This window comes from Actinotalea soli, from assembly GCF_017565425.1.
GTDB classification, from domain to species: domain Bacteria; phylum Actinomycetota; class Actinomycetes; order Actinomycetales; family Cellulomonadaceae; genus Actinotalea; species Actinotalea soli.
This window is the reverse complement of sequence record NZ_JAGEMK010000001.1, coordinates 728145-746857: the sequence shown is the minus strand read 5'-3', so window position 1 is coordinate 746857 and position 18713 is coordinate 728145. Positions and strand designations below refer to the sequence as shown.

The 18713-nt window shown below is 73.8% G+C and carries 13 protein-coding genes; 6 read left to right on the top strand and 7 right to left on the bottom strand.

The genetic code is table 11. From position 1 onward, the window contains the following. The first annotated feature begins 15 nt into the window (after window positions 1-15). Window positions 16-315: an Rv1322 family protein gene (locus J4G33_RS03410; RefSeq protein ID WP_208054459.1), complete on the top strand. Its 300-nt coding sequence runs from the start codon at window positions 16-18 to the stop codon at window positions 313-315. Between the two features lie 29 nt (window positions 316-344). Further along, complete coding sequence (locus J4G33_RS03405; RefSeq protein ID WP_243758376.1) at window positions 345-1250, top strand: alpha/beta fold hydrolase; 906 nt, start codon at window positions 345-347, stop codon at window positions 1248-1250. 4 nt (window positions 1251-1254) lie between these two features. Here J4G33_RS03405 and J4G33_RS03400 read toward each other — a convergent pair whose 3' ends face one another. Both J4G33_RS03400 and J4G33_RS03395 read right to left on the bottom strand, forming a co-directional pair. Next, entirely contained in the window at window positions 1255-1710 is a 456-nt protein-coding gene (locus J4G33_RS03400; RefSeq protein ID WP_243758375.1) for a hypothetical protein, read from the bottom strand. Then, window positions 1700-3928, bottom strand: coding sequence for a coiled-coil domain-containing protein (locus J4G33_RS03395; RefSeq protein WP_208054458.1), 2229 nt, complete (start codon window positions 3926-3928; stop codon window positions 1700-1702). Before J4G33_RS03395 ends, J4G33_RS03400 begins: the two co-directional genes overlap by 11 nt. A gap of 282 nt (window positions 3929-4210) precedes the next feature. Here J4G33_RS03395 and J4G33_RS03390 point away from each other — a divergent pair, with 282 nt between their 5' ends. Genes J4G33_RS03390 through J4G33_RS03380 form a run of 3 tightly spaced genes read left to right on the top strand, consistent with a single transcriptional unit; the run spans window position 4211 to window position 7702 of the window. Further along, window positions 4211-5743 (top strand): hypothetical protein, encoded by a 1533-nt coding sequence (locus J4G33_RS03390; protein WP_208054457.1) that lies wholly within the window; start codon window positions 4211-4213, stop codon window positions 5741-5743. Window positions 5744-5754: 11 nt separating this feature from the next. Then, window positions 5755-6723, top strand: coding sequence for a DUF8094 domain-containing protein (locus J4G33_RS03385; protein ID WP_208054456.1), 969 nt, complete (start codon window positions 5755-5757; stop codon window positions 6721-6723). Window positions 6724-6754: 31 nt separating this feature from the next. Further along, window positions 6755-7702, top strand: a complete 948-nt coding sequence (locus tag J4G33_RS03380) for a co-chaperone YbbN (RefSeq protein ID WP_208054455.1) — start codon at window positions 6755-6757, stop codon at window positions 7700-7702. A gap of 99 nt (window positions 7703-7801) precedes the next feature. Here J4G33_RS03380 and glgB read toward each other — a convergent pair whose 3' ends face one another. From glgB to glgX, 5 genes are all read right to left on the bottom strand, one after another. Then, entirely contained in the window at window positions 7802-10096 is a 2295-nt protein-coding gene (gene glgB / locus J4G33_RS03375) for a 1,4-alpha-glucan branching protein GlgB (protein ID WP_208054454.1), read from the bottom strand. A gap of 68 nt (window positions 10097-10164) precedes the next feature. Then, window positions 10165-11547 carry a maltokinase N-terminal cap-like domain-containing protein gene (locus J4G33_RS03370; protein WP_208054453.1) on the bottom strand — a complete coding sequence of 461 codons (1383 nt, stop codon included), beginning with the start codon at window positions 11545-11547 and terminating at the stop codon, window positions 10165-10167. Between the two features lie 45 nt (window positions 11548-11592). Then, entirely contained in the window at window positions 11593-13272 is a 1680-nt protein-coding gene (gene treS, locus J4G33_RS03365) for a maltose alpha-D-glucosyltransferase (protein WP_243758572.1), read from the bottom strand. An 86-nt stretch (window positions 13273-13358) separates the two neighbouring features. Continuing rightward, window positions 13359-15392 carry an alpha-1,4-glucan--maltose-1-phosphate maltosyltransferase gene (locus J4G33_RS03360; protein WP_208054451.1) on the bottom strand — a complete coding sequence of 678 codons (2034 nt, stop codon included), beginning with the start codon at window positions 15390-15392 and terminating at the stop codon, window positions 13359-13361. 208 nt (window positions 15393-15600) lie between these two features. Continuing rightward, window positions 15601-17787 (bottom strand): glycogen debranching protein GlgX, encoded by a 2187-nt coding sequence (gene glgX, locus J4G33_RS03355; protein ID WP_307793703.1) that lies wholly within the window; start codon window positions 17785-17787, stop codon window positions 15601-15603. Between the two features lie 120 nt (window positions 17788-17907). Between glgX and J4G33_RS03350 the strand changes: the two genes are divergently transcribed. Then, entirely contained in the window at window positions 17908-18705 is a 798-nt protein-coding gene (locus J4G33_RS03350; RefSeq protein ID WP_208054678.1) for an electron transfer flavoprotein subunit beta/FixA family protein, read from the top strand. Window positions 18706-18713: the final 8 nt, after the last annotated feature.

The window sequence follows — 18713 nt, the reverse complement described above, 5'->3', positions numbered from 1 at the left end:
GAGAGACACTGGAGCATGCCCTCAGGACGCCGGTCGAGCCGTCGACGCCGCGTCGAGCCGCACCCCGAGCTCGATGTCGACCGCGCCCTGGGCGGTCGCCGGACCGAGAGCGGCCCCGACGGCGAGTGGACGGTCCAGACCGTGCCGGCAGGGACCAAGACCTACCGCTGCCCCGGATGCCGCCAGGAGATCCTGCCGGGGACGGCCCACGTGGTCGCCTGGGCCAACGACGCGCTGCTCGGCGCGGTCGCCGGGCTCGAGGACCGGCGGCACTGGCACACCGCCTGCTGGCAGGCACGCGGTCGGCGGCGCTGACCCTTGTCCTGCGGCGAGGAGGCCTCGACATGGCTAGGCTCGCAGCCGACTCCCATCTGCCTGCACCCGAGACGACGGAGGAGCACATGACGACGGACGGCATGCTGAGGCTGTTCACGCTGCGTGAGGGACGGCAGGAGAAGATGCCCCTCGTCCTGCTGCACGGCTTCCCGCTGGACCACCGCATGTGGCACGACGTCACCGATCTCCTGGCCGGGGACCGGACGGTGCTGGCCCCCGACCTGCCGGGCTTCGGTGCCTCGCCGACGGGTCCGGACATCGCCAGGACCCTGAGCGCCGACGTCGCCACCCCGTCGGTCGACGTCATGGCCGACGGTGTCGCGGCGGTGCTGCGGGCGGAGGGGGTCGAGCGGGCAGTCGTCGCGGGACTCTCGATGGGTGGCTACGTCGCCATGGCCCTGCTCGAGCGTCACCCGGACCTGGTGGCAGGGATCGGCCTGGTCGACACCAAGTCGACCGCCGACGACGACGGTGCCCGCGCCAAGCGGTTCGAGGTCGCTCGGACGGTGCGCGCGGAGATGCGCGTCGACGCGGTCTTCGGGATGCGTACCTCGGTGCTCGGTGCCACCAACCGGATCGCTCGGCCTGACCTCGTCGAGCGCATCGAACGATGGATCCGTGACCAGGGGCCCGAGGCTGTCGCCTGGGCGCAGGAGGCGATGGCCGACCGCCCCGACCGCACGCGGGTCCTGGAGGGGTACACCGGCCCTGCGGTGGTGGTGGTAGGGGACGAGGACGAGCTGAGCCCGGTCCCGGCGGCCGAGCACATGGTGGGTGCACTTCGCGAGGCCGAGCTCGTCGTCGTCCGCGGTGCCGGACACATGACGCCCAACGAGAGCCCTGAGCCGGTCGCGAGCGCCCTGGCCACGCTGCTGCGTCGGGCCGATCGGGCTGCGGTGCCCGGCCAGGCCTGAGGGTCTAGCCGGCGGTGCCGGGCTGGCTGGCGAGCACGAGGGCCAGCGCATCGGCGAGGTCGATGGACTCGCCGTCCCGAGCCCCCTTGCCGAGGACCAGGGGCGGGTCGCTCGGCTCGGGAGTGACGCCGCGCAGCAGACCGAGGAGGCTGCTCGGCGCGGTGAGCACGTAGAACTCTCCGGAGGTGTCCACGGCCACCGAGCGGTTCTGCCGCAGGTACCAGCCCCGCAGCGGGGTGCGGTAGGTGACCCGCCCGTCGTAGGAGCGCACCCGGAGGGGCACGGCGACGGGGCCGTGCGCCTCGGCCTGGGCCACGAACTCCTCGAGGAGGGACCGTGCCCGGGCGGTCTCGGCGGCTCGGGCGCGCTCGAGCGCGCGAGCGTGCTCGGTCGCTGCCACGCTGCGCTGCTCGCGCCAGGCCTGCCCCTCCTCGGCGTGACCGGGGTGCTCAGGCCTCACGGTCTCCGCGGCCCGAGCGGGCAGCCACCACGGCCGGGTCCGCTGTGTCGTCCTCCGCGTCGAGGTCCCCGGCGGCTGGCTCGGGCTCTGCCTCGGACGGCTCATCATCCGGGTCGGTTGTGGCCAGGGCCTCGTCCTCGACCGTCGAGTCGTTCCCGGTCACCTCGGGCGCGCCCTCCACGACCGGGGCCCCGTCCTGGGACGGCTCACGGTCATCGGCCCCGTCGACGTCCTCGACCTGCGCGGCCTCGGGAGCGGGGGAGGGGGTGACCTCGGGCAGCGAGGCCGCGAACCTGGCCTCGACGTCGTCGGCCCGCTCGAGCACGAGGCGCGAGGGCACCGGGTCGTGGCCGAGGAGGTTGCGCAGCTCGTCGAGGTAGGACGTGATGGACTCGCGCTGGCGGTTGAGGTCTTCGACCTGCCGCTGAGCCGTGGTCCGCTCGCGCTCGGCCTCCGTCATCGCCTCCGAGAGGGTCTTCTCGGCGTGCTCGCGGGCCTCGGCGACCACCCGGTCGGCGTTCCGTCGGGCGTTGGAGATCAGGTCCTTGGCGTGGGCGTCGGCGTCCTTGCGGATCTTCTCGGCCTGCTCGAGGGCGTTGGCCACCCGCTGCTCGGCCTCGGTGGCGTGGGCCTCGGCGTCGGAGACCAGGCGCTCGGTCTCGGCGCGGGCTGCCTCGTGACGCTCGGCATCGGCCCGCTCGGCCGCCTCACGGCGGGTCGCGATGTCGACCTCGGCGTCCGCCTGCAGCCGTCGGACCTCCTCGCGGCGGGCCTCGGCCTCGGTGGTGGCCTCGGTCGTCATCTCAGCCGCGCGACGGCGCGCCTCGGTGAGGACCCGCTCGGTGTCGAGACGGGTCTGCTCGCGCAGCTCGGTGGTCTCGCGCTCGGCGGTGGTCCGCAGCTCGTTCACCTCGCGGGCTGCGGTGGTCCGCATCTCGGCCACCTCGCGCTCGGCCGTGGTGCGGAGCTCGGTGACCTCGCGCTCGGTCGAGCTCCGCAGGTGCGTGGTGTCCCGCTCGGTGCTCTCGCGCAGCTCGGTGGTCTCGCGCTCAGCAGTCGCTCGGAGCTCGCCGACGTACTCCTCGGCCTCGGCCCGCAGCTCGGAGAGCTCCTGGGCCAGGGCGGCGCGGGCGCTACTGACCTCGTCCGCCACGACGGAGCGCTGCTCGGCGACCTCGCGGTCGGCCGTGGCCCGGACGAAGGCCGCGTACTGGTCTGCCTCGGCCCGCAGCGCGGTGACCTCCGTCTCGGCCCGCTGCGCTGTCGCCCGAGCCTCGCGCTCGGCGGCCGCGCGCAGGGCGTCGGCGGCCTCCTTGGCCTGGGCACGGACCGCTGCGGCCTGCTCCTCGGTCTCCCGGCGCAGCTCGGCGGTCTCGGTCTCTGCCTCGGTCCGGACCCGCGCGGCGTACTCGTCGGCCTCGGTGTGCAGGGCCGCGGAGTACTCGTCGGCCTCGGTGCGCATCGCGGCCACGTCGTTCTCGGTGCGGCGCCGGAGCTCTGTGGTCTCGGCGTCCGCCGTCGCGCGCAGGTCCTGGGCGTAGCGCTCGGCCTCGTCGCGCTGACGGGCGGTCTCGTTCTGCGCCCTGGTGCGCAGCTCGGCGGCCTCGCGTTCGGTCGTGACCCGGAGCTCGGTGGTCTCGCGCTCGACGGTGGCGCGGAGGGTGCCGAGCTCGCGCTCGAGGCCGGTGCGGCGCTCGCTCTCCTCGGTGGTGATGGCGCTCTGGATCCGTGCGGCCTCGCGCTCCGCCGAGCTCACCAGCTCCTCGGCCCGGCGCTGCGAGGAGGTCAGGGTGCTCTCGGACTCGGAGGCGGCGGTCGACCGCAGCTCCTCGGCCTCACGACGTGTGGTGGCGAGGAGCTCGGCGACCTCGTTCTCGGCCCGGGCGCGCAGCTGACCCGCCGCGAGCTTGGCGCGGGCCAGGGCGTCGGCGGCCTGCGCGTTGGCCTGGGAGACGACGTCGGAGGACTGCTCCTCGGCCGAGCGGAGCAGCTGCTCGATGCGCGACCCGAGCCCTGAGTAGGTGGGCCGCTCGGCCTCGCGGAGCTGACGGTGCGCCTCGGACAGCTCGCCGGCCACCTGCATGGTCTTGGCGTCGAGCTGCTCGACCTGGGTGCGGGCGTCGGTGAGCTGCTTCTCGAGCTGCTGGATCCTCTGGTCGACCTGGACGCGGTCGTACCCGCGCATGACGACGGGGAAGGGCGATCGCTCGTCGGCCACGAAGAACCTCCTCAGGAGCGGCGGGGAGCCGCCGCGGGCGTGCGGTGCGCGGACGTCGGACCGTTCACGCTGGTGCGGTCGTTCACCCGGTCGGGTGACGACGGACGGCGTCCAGCGTATCGGTCACGGCGCTCGCGCCCTACCCCGCGCCGGACCCGACCCCGCCCCAGGGCACGGCGTGGGACTCTCCGTGACGTCCGAAGTGTCCGTTGTGGCCGGGCTGGGCGCGCCACGAGGGGTCGCCTCGCCTAAGGTGGACCGTCACGTCTGAAAGGACGATCTGTGCTCCAACGTGCTCTTGCGACGCTGCTCTGCCTTCTCGGCGTCGTCGCCATCTCCCTCGCCGCAGCCTCGGCCACGGTGTGGCGGCCCTCGGACACCCTCGTCGCGCAGGCCCAGGCCGCCGACGGCGGGACGATGGTCGTCACCGCCCCCGGCGTGCTCGACCTCGCTGCCGACGAGGTGCTCGTCGAGGCCCGCGCGCAGGGTGATCAGGCGGTCGTCATCGCCCTCGGCAGGACCTCCGACGTCGAGGCATGGGTCGGGGAGGACGCCTACACCCTGGTCACCGGGTTCGCCGACGCCGAGGTCCTGCGCACGGAGGTCGTCGAGCCCGCCCCGGAGGAGGCGGAGGGCGATGCCGAGGAGACGGCAGCGGACGCGCCAGAGGCCGAGGACTCCGAGGCTGCGGAGGAGGACGCCGAGCCGCGTCCGGCCCCGGACCCCGCGGGCTCGGACCTGTGGGTCACCGAGGTCGGCGGGGTCGGAGAGGCCGAGCTGTCCTGGACCACCGAGCCGGGTCGATGGAGCGTGCTGGTCGCGACCACCGGGGAGGACGCGGGCCCGCCGTCGGTCTCGCTGACCTGGCCCCAGGAGGTCCGCACGCCCTGGCTCGTGCCAGGGGTCGCCGTCGGCAGCGTGCTCCTTCTCGCCGGCATCGTCTGGTGGGCCCTCCTCCTGCTCCGCGCGCGCCGCGAGGCGCGTCGACCGGCACCGATCCGCGTCACCTCGACCCCCGCGGGTGGGCTGCCCCTGCACGTGGGGACGGTCACACCGCTCGGGGGGGCCCCGACCCGGCAGTCGACGTCACCGCAGGTCGAGGGTGTGGGCTCGGGGGGCGGACCGACGACCGCCGCGCCAGCTCCCCTCGCGGGCGCAGCCGCCGCGGAGGCGAGCGGCCCGGACGGCCCGCCCACCGGGCCGATGACCCGCCGTCAGATCCGCGAGCTCGAGCAGCGCCGCGCCCTCGAGGCGCGACAGGCCACGTCGCGTGGTCGGCGCCCTGCTCGCGGCGCCGAGAGCGCTCCGACCGGCCAGACCCCGGCCGTCCCCCCCGCGGGCGGCCCGCCTGCCCCGGCGGCCCCACCGGCAGGCCCCCCGTCGGCCTCGGACGCGACGACCCGGCCGCCCGGCGACCGGGCGGACGAGCCCCAGCCCGCCGCGGGGTGGCGGGGGCGTCTGGGGCGGGCGCTCCCCGCGCGCCGGTCCGAGAAGGCGACGGCCGACAGCCCTGGTGCGCCCCTGGCCCCAGGACGCGCGGGCAGGGGGGCGGGGGGCCTCACCGACCGCCCCGGAGACGCTCCGGGCTCGGGCGCGGCGGGAACCCCGCCGGGACCTGCCCCGTTGACATGGTCGACCCGCCCCCAGGCCGGTCAGAGCGCCTCGGCCGACGCCTGGCGCAAGGCCTGGGGTTTCGGGCCGGAGGGTGGGGCAGCGGGCTCGGCCGAGGACGCCGAGAGGTCGACGAAGGACCCTGACCCCCGGGACGGCAGCAGCCGAGGTCGCCGCGACGAGGACGAGGGAGGCGCATCATGAGGACACGGCCCATGACGGTCACGGGTGCGCTGGCGGCAGGTCTCCTTCTCGTCGGCTGCAGCACCCCTCTGCCTGAGCCCGAGCCTGAGGCTGCGCCAGCCGTGCCGCCCCCTGCCCTCACCGCCGCCCAGGTCGAACGGATCCTCGAGGACGTCAGCACCGTGGTCGCCGAGGGGGACGAGGTGCATGACGCCGGGCTGCTCGGCCCGCGCGTCGCCGGACCCGCCCTCGACCTGCGCACCGCCCAGTACGCCGAGGTCGAGGCAGGGGACGAGGGCGCCGTCACGGCCATTCCCGAGGGCACCCAGACCGTGGTCGTCCCGAGCACCACGCAGTGGCCGCGGACCGTGATGGCCGTCACCGAGGCCCCTGAGGACCTCCGGGCTCCCCTGCTGGTGACCCTGGTGCAGGACGGGCCCCGGTCCCAGTTCGAGCTGTGGTCCTGGGTGCGTCTGTTCCCGGGGGCCCAGATGCCCCCGACCAACCAGCCTGAGCTCGGCAGCGCCGAGGTCGACCCCGAGGCCCTCCTGCTGACCCCCGAGGCGGTGCTCGAGGGCTACGTCGCCCTCCTCGACGGTGATGCGGAGGACGAGGCGGCCCAGGCCTTCGACGAGGAGGACGACCCGCTCCGGGCGCAGATCGCCGCGGTGCGCGCCGGGTACGAGGGCCTCGTGGTCGACAAGGGCACGCTGACCGAGACCTACGAGCCCGGTGCCGACGGGGTTCAGGTGATCGGCACGGCTGAGGGCGGCGCCATCGTGGTGGGGTCTGTCCGGACCAGCACGACGATCACCCTCGAGGACAGCACGGTGAACCTCGGGGGCGAGACGGCCGCGCTGCTCGGCCAGGAGGTCGTCGCGGCGAACCTCGCGATCGACTGGACCAGCACCGTCGCCTTCGCCGTCCCACCCGCGGGCTCGGAGGAGCCCGTCCGGGTGCTCGGCGCCGAGCACACCTTGACCGAGGTCACCGGCGAGTGACCGACCCGCAGCCCCGAACCAGGAGCGAGAGATGAGCCAGCAGCCCGTAGGGAACCAGCCCCGCCTCGACGTGCGCGGAGCCGTCGACCTGTCGGGCCTCGGCCGCACGCCGGCCCCGGCCCCCGGCGGTCCTCCGACCGGGGGCGGGGCCGCGACCCCCGGCTACGTCGTCGACGTGACCGAGGCGAGCTTCGCCGACGTCGTGCAGCAGTCCGTCCAGGTGCCTGTGGTCTTCGTCCTGTGGGCCGCGTGGAGCGAGGTCGCGGCCGAGGTGGTCAAGGACCTCGTCGCCCTGGCGGACGAGTTCGAGGGACGGTTCCTGCTGGCTCGCGTCGACTCCGAGGCGAGCCCGCAGATCGCGCAGGCATTCCAGGCCCAGTCGGTGCCCAGCGTCGTCGCCGTCCTCAAGGGGCAGCCCGTCCCGCTCTTCCAGGGCCAGGCCTCGACCGAGGACGTGCGGGCAGTGCTGACGCAGCTGCTCGAGGCGGCCGCGGCCAACGGGGTGACCGGACGGGTCGAGGCGGGCCCGGTCGAGCCCGAGACCGAGGAGCCGGCCGAGCCCCCGCTGCCGCCGCTCCACCAGGCGGCCTACGACGCGATCGAGCGGGACGACCTGGATGCGGCGGCCGCCGCCTACGACCAGGCCCTCCTGGAGGACCCGCGTGACGACATGGCGCGAGCCGGGCGGGCCCAGGTCGAGCTGCTGCGCCGCACCCAGGGCGCCGACCTCGCGGCCGTGCGCTCCGCCGCGGCAGACGCGCCCCGGGACGTCGAGGCCCAGCTCGCCGTGGCCGACCTCGACGTGCTCGGCGGGAAGGTCGAGGACGCCTTCGTCCGCCTGGTGGACCTCGTCCGCGTCACGGCGGGGGAGGAGCGGGAGGCGGTCCGCGTCCGGCTGGTCGAGCTCTTCGGCGTGGTGGGCGACGACGACCCGCGCGTGATGGCGGCCCGACGCTCCCTGGCGAGCGCCCTCTACTGAGCGACGCCCTCGCCCGACCCGCCGCGGCGCCGCTCGTCGGCGGCGCTCAGCCCGGCCGCGGGGGGCCCGCCCCGCGGGCGGGGGCGGGCCACGGCTGCGTCAGGAGGTCCCCTGGTCCTCCGGGGTGAGGACCAGGACTCCGAAGGGCGGGACCCGCAGGAGAGCCGACCAGCGCTGGGCGTGGAGCGGCACCGCGTCGGCCTCGACCTGTCCGAGGTTCCCCACCCCGCTGCCGCCGTAGGCCTCGGCATCGGTGTTGAGGGCCTCGCGCCACACCCCGCCGGTGGGCAGCCCCACCCGATAGCCCTCGTGCGGCGTCCCGGCGAAGTTCACGACGACGACGGCGCTGCGGCCCTCACCGTCGCGGCGGATGTACGACAGCACGTTGTGCGCGGCGTCCTGCGCGTCGATCCACTCGAAGCCCGCAGGGTCTCCGTCGAGCCGCCACAGGGCGGGCTCGGAGCGGTAGAGCTCGTTGAGGTCGGTCACCAGGCGCGAGATGCCCGCATGGGTCGGGTCCTCGAGCAGGTGCCAGTCCAGGCCGCGTCCCTCGGCCCACTCCGCGGGCTGGCCGAACTCCCCGCCCATGAAGAGCAGCTGCTTGCCCGGGTGGGTCCACTGGTACCCCAGCAGGGTGCGCAGGCCGGCAGCCTGCTGCCAGCGGTCGCCCGGCATCTTGCCCAGGAGGGAGCCCTTGCCGTGCACGACCTCGTCGTGGGAGAGCGGGAGCACGAACTGCTCCGAGAAGGCGTAGACGAGGGAGAACGTGACTTCGTGGTGGTGGTACCGGCGGTTGATCGGCTCCTCCGCGAGGTAGCGGAGGGTGTCGTTCATCCAGCCCATGTTCCACTTGAGGCCGAAGCCCAGACCACCGTCGGTCGTCGCGCTGGTGACCCCGGGCCACGCGGTCGACTCCTCGGCGATCATCATGATCCCGGGGGTGCGCCGGTACGCGGTGGCGTTGGCCTCCTGGATGAACTGGATCGCTTCGAGGTTCTCCCGGCCGCCGTGGACGTTGGGGCGCCACTGGCCGTGGCTGCGGGAGTAGTCGAGGTAGAGCATCGAGGCGACCGCGTCGACACGTAGGCCGTCGATGTGGAACTCCTCGAGCCAGTACGTCGCGTTCGCGACGAGGAAGTTCCGGACCTCGTTGCGCCCGAAGTTGAACACGTACGTGCCCCAGTCGGGCTGCTCGCCCAGCAGCGGGTCGGGGTGCTCGTAGAGAGGGCTGCCGTCGAAGCGGCCCAGGGCCCACTCGTCCTTGGGGAAGTGCGCCGGGACCCAGTCGAGGATCACGCCGACGCCGGCCTGGTGGAGCCGGTCCACGAGGTGCCGGAAGTCGTCCGGGTGCCCGAACCGTGAGGTCGGGGCGTAGTACGAGCTCACCTGGTAGCCCCAGGAGCCCCCGAAGGGGTGCTCAGCCACGGGGAGCAGCTCGACGTGGGTGAACCCGAGCGAGGTGACGTACTCGGTGAGCTGGTCGGCCAGCTCGCGGTACCCCAGGCCGGGGCGCCAGGACCCCAGGTGTACCTCGTAGACGCTCACCGGGCCCTGGTGGGGGTCGCCCTCGCTGCGGCGCGCGAGCCAGTCCTCGTCGTGCCAGGTGTGGTCCGAGGCGACGACGACCGAGGCGGTCGCCGGGGGCACCTCGGTGCCGCGGGCCATCGGGTCTGCCTTCTGACGCCAGGATCCGTCCTGGCTGAGGATCTCGAACTTGTACCGTGCGCCGGCGCCCACGCCAGGCACGAAGAGCTCCCACACGCCGGTGCTGCCCAGCGCGCGCATCGCGTGGGGGGTGCCCTGCCAGTGGTTGAAGTCCCCGACCACCCGCACCGCGCGGGCGTTGGGGGCCCAGACGGCGAACGCGGTGCCGTGCACCTCGCCCAGCACGCTCGGGTAGGTCCGCAGGTTCGCCCCGAGCACGGTCCACAGCTCCTCGTGGCGCCCCTCGGCGACGAGGTGCAGGTCCATCTCGCCCAGGGTGGGCAGGAACCTGTACGGGTCGTCCCCGGTCGTGACGACCTCGCCGTAGGTGACGTGCAGCCGGTAGTCGGGGATCTCGTCGCGCTCGAGCACGCAGACCCACACGCCGCCGTGCTCGTGCTCGGCGGGGTGCTCACCCTCGGTGGTGACCACCGTGACGGCGTCCGCGAGGGGCCGCAGCGCGCGGATGGTCACCCGCGGAGGACCGGCGGTGCCGCTGTCGAGGTGGGCGCCGAGCACACGGTGCGGGTCCCAGTGGGTCCCCCCGACGACGGCGTCGAGCTCCTCGTGGCTGATCGGCCGAGGGGTCCTCGGCGACGGGCTCGCGGAGGTCTGGTCGGGCGCGGCGGCAGGCGGTACGCCCGTGATCGCCGAGGTCGGCGGGGTGGACGGCGTCTCGGGGGGCCTCATGTGCCCACCCTGCCACGGTGGGCATCCCCCCGCACGGCTGGCGAGGGGTCGGGTCGCCGGCCCGCCGGTCAGCCCGTCCCGCCCAGGAGCCGGTCGACGGCGCCGAGGGGGATGTGCACCCAGTCGGGACGGTTGCGCGACTCGTACACGACCTCGTAGAGCGCCTTGTCGAGCTCGAGGGCGCGCAGGAGCTGGACGGTCGTGCCGCTCGCCGGGGTGCCCTCGCCCGACGCGTCGAGGTACCCGGCGACGAGCCGCTCCCTCGCCCGCGCCGACCATCCCGGGTCCTGGGCGCCGCCGACGGCGGCCGCGTAGTCGACCGAGCGGAGCATCCCGGCGAGGTCGCGCAGCGCGAGGTCGGGCCGGGCGCGCTCGGCGGCAGGGGCCTGGGGCTCTCCCTCGAAGTCCAGGACGCGCCAGCCGTCGTGGGCGTGCAGGACCTGCCCCAGGTGGTAGTCCCCGTGCACGCGCTGGAGCGGGGGCAGGTCCTCCAGCTCGGCGACCCCCTCGATGAGCTCGGCCACCCGGTCGGCGCGGGGCACGAGGACGGGGGCGTCGCGCAGGGCCGCCGAGGCGCGGGCCGCCAGCGCGGCGGCGACCCGTCGAGCGGTGGCCGTCCCTGCTGCCTCCGTCGTGCCGGGGGGCGGCGGGGGCGTGGGCAACGAGGTGCGCAGGGCCAGGTGCATCTGGGCGGTGGTGCGGCCCAGGGTCTCGGCGAGGTCGCCGAGGTCCTCGCCGGCCGCGGCACGCTCGCAGGCCAGCTCGAACCCGTCCCTGGCGTCGAGGACCAGCTCACTGAGCACGCCGAGGTGCCCGACGGCCTCGCCCTCGGCCTCCGGCCAGCTGCCGGTGAGCCAGGCCAGGGGCCGGGGGACCCCCGCGAAGGTGCTGCTCAGCGCCAGCGGCACCTCGACGTCGGGGTTGGCGCCCGTGCTGATACCTCGGAAGACCTTGAGGATGGCCGGGGGGTCGAGGCCCGGCAGCAGCACCGAGGTGTTCGACTGCTCGCCGGTCAGCACCCGGGCCCCCGTGAGCGCCTCGGTCCCGAGGCCCTCGGGTCCGTGGTCCCCGTCCTCGGCCGAGCGCGCCACGGCCAGCCAGGCGCGCAGGAAGGCAGGGTCGTGGCAGCCGTCCACGACGACCACCGCGCGGCCGCGCACCTCGACGGCGCCGACCACCCCGGGACCGGGGTGCTGCTCGGGCCGCAGGGTCACCGGGACCTGGAGCACCCCGCCCCCCGGGAGCCGGAGGAGCAGGAGGAGCACCTCGGCCTCACCGACCGGGTCGGCCAGGTCGACCACTCCGATGCTGCTCAGGGCATCGGTCGTGCCCTTGGCCGGGAACCACCGCTGCTCGGGGGCCCACGCGGCGACGGCGGCGACGAGGTCGGTCTCGGCGGCTGCGACGGGCCGCGCCGGACGAGGGGACTGCGTCGTGTCCTGCGCTGTCATGCCGACCTCCGCCGGGTTCGTCGTCTGGGTCCTCGGGCCGAGCGCTCAGCCGCTGGGTGTGACCGTGAGCCAGAAGAAGTCGCGCGAGCCGAGGGTCATGACCGTCTCGCCGCGGTGGTCGACGGGCGGGAACTCCGCCCCGCCGAAGATGTCGTGCAGGGCGTAGTCGTGGTGGTCGGGGAGCCTGACGCGGGCCGAGCGCGGGGTCGAGGCGAGGTTCGCCACGCACAGGACGGTCTCCTCGGCAGAGCGCCGGAGGTAGGCCAGGACCGCGTCGTTGTCCGTCGTCAGGGCGACGAACTCCCCGGTGCCGAACACGGGGTGCTGACGACGGACGGCGAGCATGCCGTGGACCCAGTGCAGCAGCGAGGTCGGCTGGACGAGCTGGGCCTCGACGTTGAGCGCCGTGAAGTGGTGCGCGAGGGACTGCACCACCGGCAGGTAGAGCTTGCCCGGGTCGGCGGTCGAGAACCCCGCGTTGCGGTCCGGGGTCCACTGCATCGGTGTGCGGACGGCGTCGCGGTCAGGCAACCAGATGTTGTCGCCCATGCCGATCTCGTCGCCGTAGTACAGGCACGGGCTGCCCGGCAGGGACAGCAGCAGGGCGTGCGCGAGCTCGATCTCGGCCCGCGAGTTGTCCAGCAGCGGTGCGAGCCGCCGGCGGATGCCGACGTTGGCGCGCATCCGGGGGTCCGGGGCGTACCACCCGTACATCGACGCGCGCTCCTCGGTCGAGACCATCTCGAGGGTCAGCTCGTCATGGTTCCGCAGGAAAGTGCTCCACTGCCCCCCGGCCGGCACCTGGGGGGTGTCGGCGAGGATGTCGACGATCTGGTTGGCCCGTTGGTCCTTGATCGAGTAGAAGATCCGCGGCATGACCGGGAAGTGGAAGCACATGTGGCACTCGGGGGCGTCCTCGGTGCCGTAGTACGGGATCACGTCCTCAGGCCACTGGTTGGCCTCGGCGAGCATGATCCGCCCCGGGAACTCCTCGTCGACCATCCTGCGCATCTCGGCGAGGTAGGCGTGCGTGCGCGGCAGGTTCTCGCAGTTGGTGCCCTCCTCCTCGAAGAGGTACGGCACCGCGTCGAGCCGGAACCCGTCGACGCCGATGCGCAGCCAGAAGCGGGCGACGTCCTTCATGGCCTCGCGCACGCTGGGGTTCTCGAAGTTGAGGTCGGGCTGGTGGCTGAAGAACCGGTGCCAGAAGAACTGCCGTCGCACCGGGTCGAAGGTCCAGTTCGACGTCTCGGTGTCCACGAAGATGATGCGGGCGTCCTCGTAGCGGGTGTTGTCGTCGCTCCACACGTAGAAGTCCCCGTACGGGCCCTCCGGGTCCGATCGCGAGGCCTGGAACCACGGGTGCTGGTCGCTGGTGTGGTTCATCACGAGGTCGATGATGATCCGGATGCCGCGCTCGTGGGCCCTCTCGATGAGCTCGGAGAAGTCCTGCAGGGTGCCGTACTGGGGGGCGATCGCGGTGAAGTCCGCGACGTCGTACCCACCGTCGCGCTGGGGCGACGGGAAGAAGGGTGGCAGCCACAGGCAGTCGATCCCGAGCCACTGCAGGTAGTCCAGGCGCTCGATCAGACCGCGCAGGTCGCCGATCCCCGCACCGGTCGAGTCGGCGAAGGACTTGAGCATGACCTCGTAGAAGACCGCGGTCTTGTACCAGTCGGGGTCCTGCGAGAGGCCCTGCGGCTCGATCCGGGGCAGCCCGGCCAGGGGGTCCGGTCGCGCGGGCAGGGCGCTGCGCGGGTCGACCGGCCGGGCGGTCGTGGCCTCGCGGGACGTCTCGTGGTGACGGTCGCTCACAGCGGCCTCACGGTGATGACGTGGGCGCACTGGCTCCACGGGTCGAGGCGTACGTAGGGGCGCGCACCCCAGGCGTAGGTCGCCCCCGAGAGGAGGTCGTGGGCGCCGAAGAGGGCACCGTCACCGTCGGGGATCCCCAGGGCCTCGAGGTCGAGCTCGATCACGCCCTCGTGGGCCTGGTGCGGGTCGGTGGTGACGACGACGATGACGGTGTCCGCACGGCCCGTCGGGGACTGCGCGGCGGTCACCCGGCGTGAGAAGCACAGCAGCGAGGAGTCCGAGGTGCGGTGCACCGTGAGCCCGCGCAGCCGCTGGAGGGCGGGGTGCTCGTGGCGGATCTCGTTGAGCCGGGTCAGCAGGGTCGAGATGCCGATGCCCTCGGCGGTCGACCAGTCCCGCGGCTTGAACTCGTACTTCTCGTTGTCGATCTGCTCCTCGACCCCGGGGCGCGGCACGTTCTCGACGAGCTCGTAGCCCGAGTAGATCCCCCAGGTCGGCGCTCCCGTGGCGGCCAGCACGGCACGGATCGCGAAGGCCGCCGTGCCTCCGTGCTGCATGTAGGGCGTCAGGATGTCGTGGGTCGTGGGCCAGAAGCTCGGGCGCATGTACGCGGCGGCCTCGCCCGAGACCTCGGTCAGGTACTCGGCGAGCTCGGCCTTGGTATTCCGCCAGGTGAAGTACGTGTACGACTGGTGGAAACCGATCCGCGCGAGGGTGTGCATCATCGCGGGACGGGTGAAGGCCTCGGCGAGGAAGATCACCTCGGGGTGGTCCTGGGCGACGTCGGCCAGGATCCGCTCCCAGAAGGACAACGGCTTGGTGTGCGGGTTGTCGACCCGGAAGGCCGTGACGCCGTGGTCGATCCACACCTGCAGGACTCGGCGCACCTCGTGGTAGATGCCCTCGGGGTCGTTGTCGAAGTTCAGGGGGTAGATGTCCTGGTACTTCTTGGGCGGGTTCTCGGCGTAGGCGATGGTGCCGTCGATGCGCGTGGTGAACCACTCGGGGTGCTCGGTGACCCACGGGTGGTCCGGGGAGCACTGCAGGGCCAGGTCCAGAGCGACCTCGAGGCCGTTCTCCCGGGCGGTCGCCACGAAGGCGTCGAAGTCCTCGAAGGTGCCCAGCTCGGGGTGGATCGCGTCGTGCCCGCCCTCGGGGGAGCCGATCGCGTAGGGCGACCCCGGGTCGCCCGGCTCGGTCGTCAGGGCGTTGTTGCGCCCCTTGCGGTACGTGGTCCCGATCGGGTGCACGGGGGTCAGGTAGACGACGTCGAACCCCATCCCCGCGATCGCGGGGATCCGCTCGGCGGCCGTGCGCAGCGTGCCCGACCGCCACTCGCCCGTGACCTCGTCGAGCTCGGCCCCCTCCGAGCGGGGGAACATCTCGTACCAGGCGCCGACCATCGCGAGCTCGCGCTGGACGTCGAGGTCGTAGGTCTCCGAGACCGTCACGTGCTCGCGCAGGGGGTGCGTCGCGAGGGCACGCTGCACCGCGGAGGCCGTGCCCGAGGCGAGCCGGGTGGTCGGCTGCTGGTGGGTGTCCCGCAGGCCCCGGACGGCCTCGCCCAGGGTCGACGCGGCCTCGGTCGACAGCCCGTCGCGCGCTGCGGCGCGCTCGAGCAGCGCTGCGCCCTCGGCCAGCATCAGTTCGACGTCGACCCCGGCCTCGACCTTGATCGTCGCGTCGTGCAACCACGTCCCGTACGGGTCGGACCACCCCTCGACGCGGAAGGCCCAGGCCCCCGGGGCGTCGGGCACGAGGTCCGCGCGGTAGGTGTCGAGGCCCGCGTTGACGACGTCCATCCGGACGCTCGCACGATCCGTGCCGTCGGGGGCGACCAGCACGGCGGTCGCGGCGACGGCGTCGTGGCCCTCGCGGAAGACGGTGGCGGTGACCTCGACGGCTTCACCGACGATCGCGCGGGCCGGCCAACGACCGCCCTCGACCACGGGACCGACCGAGATCACGGGGATGCGGCCGATCTCGGTCCGGCCGGCGTCAGAGGAGGGGAGGGCTGAGTCGGGGGACACCGTGCTCCGTGGGGTCGCTGGGGCAGGGGGGACGGGGGGCCGGGCCCCGCGACGGTCGCCCGTCTCAGGGGCGGGGTCCCGCGGCGGGATCGGCGGCGTGGTCGGCGTCACCCCCCGAACCTACCCAGCCGGGATGGTGGTCGGCATCCGGTGGGCGCGTCCGACCGGGCGTGTCGGCGGTGAGGCGGCAGCTCGGCCTGCAGCGCGCTCAGCCGGCGTAGACCCGCATCGACAGCGGCTCGACCAGGAGGACCGTCCCGGGGGAGGGTGCTCCCGCACCGTTCGCCCCCGCGCCGTCCGGGTCCGTGAGGTCCTCCGGGTGCTCGGCGACGCTGTCCCACAGCAGCTGCCAGGCGCCCGGGACGGCCGGGGGGACGGTCACCTCGACGGGGTCCAGCGAGCCGTTGATGATCATGAGGACTGCCGAGCCGTCCCGGGCGGTGCGGATCATCTGCAGGGTCCGCACGGCGGGGTCGTGCCACCGGTCGTGGTCGAAGGCGGTGGCCTGCGGGGTCAGCCAGTCCAGGTCGGGCCGCGGGTCGTGCCCTGGCCTCGGCCGACCGAGGTAGAACTCGGTCTCGCGCAGGGCCGGGTGCTCGCGACGCAGCCGCAGGAGGTGCTGGGTGGTGGCCAGGAGGTCGGACCGCCACGGGGACAGGTCCCAGTGCAGCCACGAGAGCTCGCCGTCCTGGCAGTAGGCGTTGTTGTTCCCGTGCTGGGTGCGGCCGATCTCGTCCCCGGCCGTGAGCATGGGGACCCCGGCAGACAGCACGAGGGTGCCCAGCAGGTTGCGGATCGACCGTCTCCGGAGAGGGACGATCTCCATGCCCACCGAGGACGCGCCGACCGGTCCCTCGAGCCCGTGGTTCCAGGACCGGTTGTTGTCGGTGCCGTCGCGGTTGCCCTCGCGGTTCGCGTGGTTGTGCTTGTGCGAGTACGCGACGAGGTCCGCGAGGGTGAACCCGTCGTGCGCCGTGACGTAGTTCACCGAGGCGACGACGCCGCGCATCAGCGGCGGGTCGCTGTAGCCGAACAGGTCGGCTGAGCCTGCCAGGCGGGTCGCGAGCTCCGCGACCCCCGATCCGGGCCGGCCGTGAGCCGCCTGACCGGGGTCGACGAGCCAGAAGGTGCGCACCGCGTCGCGGAAGCGGTCGTTCCACTCGGAGAAGGGTGCCGGGAACCCGCCCGTGCGCCATCCGCCCGGCCCGACGTCCCAGGGCTCGGCGATGAGCTTCCGCCGGCTCAGCACGGGGTCCGCCTGGAGGGCCACGAGGAACGGGTGATCGGGGTCGAACCCTTCCTCGCCACGGCCCAGGGTCACGGCGAGGTCGAAGCGGAAGCCGTCGACGCCGACCACCTCGGCCCAGTAGCGCAACGAGTCCAGGGCCATCTGGACCACGCGAGGGCGCCGGAAGTCCAGCGAGTTGCCGCAGCCCGTGACGTCGGCGAACCGGGCAGGGGAGCCGCCGTCGTGCAGGTAGTAGACCGTGGGGTCCAGGCCGCGCCAGCTCAGCTGCGGGCCGTCGGTGCCGCCCTCGCAGGTGTGGTTGTAGACGACGTCCAGGACGACCTCGATGCCGGCCTCGTGCAGCAGCCGGACCATGCCCTTGACCTCGGTCAGCACGGCCTGAGGACCTGCGGCCCGCGCGGCTGCGGTCGCGTAGCGAGGCTCGGGGGCGAAGAAGGCCAGGGTGTTGTAGCCCCAGTAGTTGGTCAGCCCCTGCTCGACGAGGTGCGGCTCGCTGACCGAGGCGTGGATCGGCAGCAGCTCGAGGGTCGTGACCCCCAGCTCCTGAAGGTGGGCGATCGTCGCCGGGTGCGCGAGCCCCGCGTAGGTGCCGCGGAGCTCGGCGGGGACCTGGGTCAGCTGGGCGGTCAGCCCGCGGACGTGCGCCTCGTAGACGACGGTCTCCCCCCAGGGGACCTCGGGCAACGGCACGGGGGGCGCGTCGAAGCGGTCGTCGACCACGACCGAGTGCGGGACGGCAGCCCGCGAGTCCGTGGGGTCGGGGAGGGGTCCGCGCTCGTCCTGCTCGGCGTCGAGCCGGTGGCCGTGCACCGCCTGGCCGAGCTCCAGCTCCCCCTGGACGCCGCGCGCGTAGGGGTCCAGGAGCAGCTTCGCGGGGTTGTAGCGGGTGCCGGCGCGTGGATCCCACCGGCCGTGGGCGCGGAAGCCGTAGTGCTGCCCCGCGGCGACGCCGGGAACGCGGGCCGACCACACGCCATGGACGGGACCCTCGAGAGGGAGGCGTCGTTCGCTCCAGCCGTCGGTCGAGGAGGGGTCGCGGTCGAGCAGGCAGAGGTCTACCGCGTCGGCGTGCGAGGCCAGCACGGCGACCTCGAGCCCCTCGGGGGAGAGGTGCGCCCCGAGGCGGGGCGGGAGGGCGCGGGTCACGATCACCCAGTGTGGACCACGTCAGGATCCCGGGGGAGGGCCGGCCACGGTGCGGACGTCCCAGTCCTCGCGCGGTAGCCTTCCCAGGGCCCTCGGCAAGGAGAATGGAGACCGGTGAGCATGAAGATCGTGGTCTGCGTCAAGCACGTCCCGGACCTGCAGGGCGACCGGGGCTTCACGCCCGAGGGGCGGGTCGACCGCAGCCAGGGCGACGGGACCCTCAACGAGCTCGACGAGAACGCCGTCGAGGCGGCCGTCACCCTCGCCGAGACCCACGGCGGCGAGGTCACGGTCCTGACGATGGGCCCCCAGGACGCCGAGGACGCCGTGCGCCGCGGTCTGCAGATGGGTGCCGAGCACGCGGTCCACGTGGTCGACGACGCGCTCGCGGGCTCCGACGCCTTCGCGACGGCGACCGTCCTGGCTGCGGCCGTGCGACGGATCGCCGCCGACGGTCCGGTCGACCTGGTCGTCACCGGCATGGCAGCCCTCGACGGCCTGATGTCGGTCGTGCCGACCCTTCTCGCCGCCGAGCTGGACCTCCCCCAGGCGACCCTGGCTGCCGAGCTGACGCTGACCGGCGCGGACGCGAGGACGGTGCGGGTGCGCCGCGACCTCGACCACGTCGTCGAGGTGCTCGAGGCCGACCTCCCGGCCCTGGTCTCGGTCACCGACCAGGCCAACCAGCCGCGGTACCCGAACTTCAAGGCGATCATGGCGGCCCGCAAGAAGGTCGTGTCGACCTGGTCCCTGGCGGACCTGGGTGTCGACCCGACCGCCGTCGGGCAGACGGCGGCCCGCACCACGGTCGTCGAGGCGAGCCCGCGCCCCGCGCGCGAGGACCGCGTGCTCATCACGGACGAGGGGGACGCCGGCCTGCGACTGGCCGCCTACCTCGTCGAGAACCGTCTCGTCTGAAGGAGCCC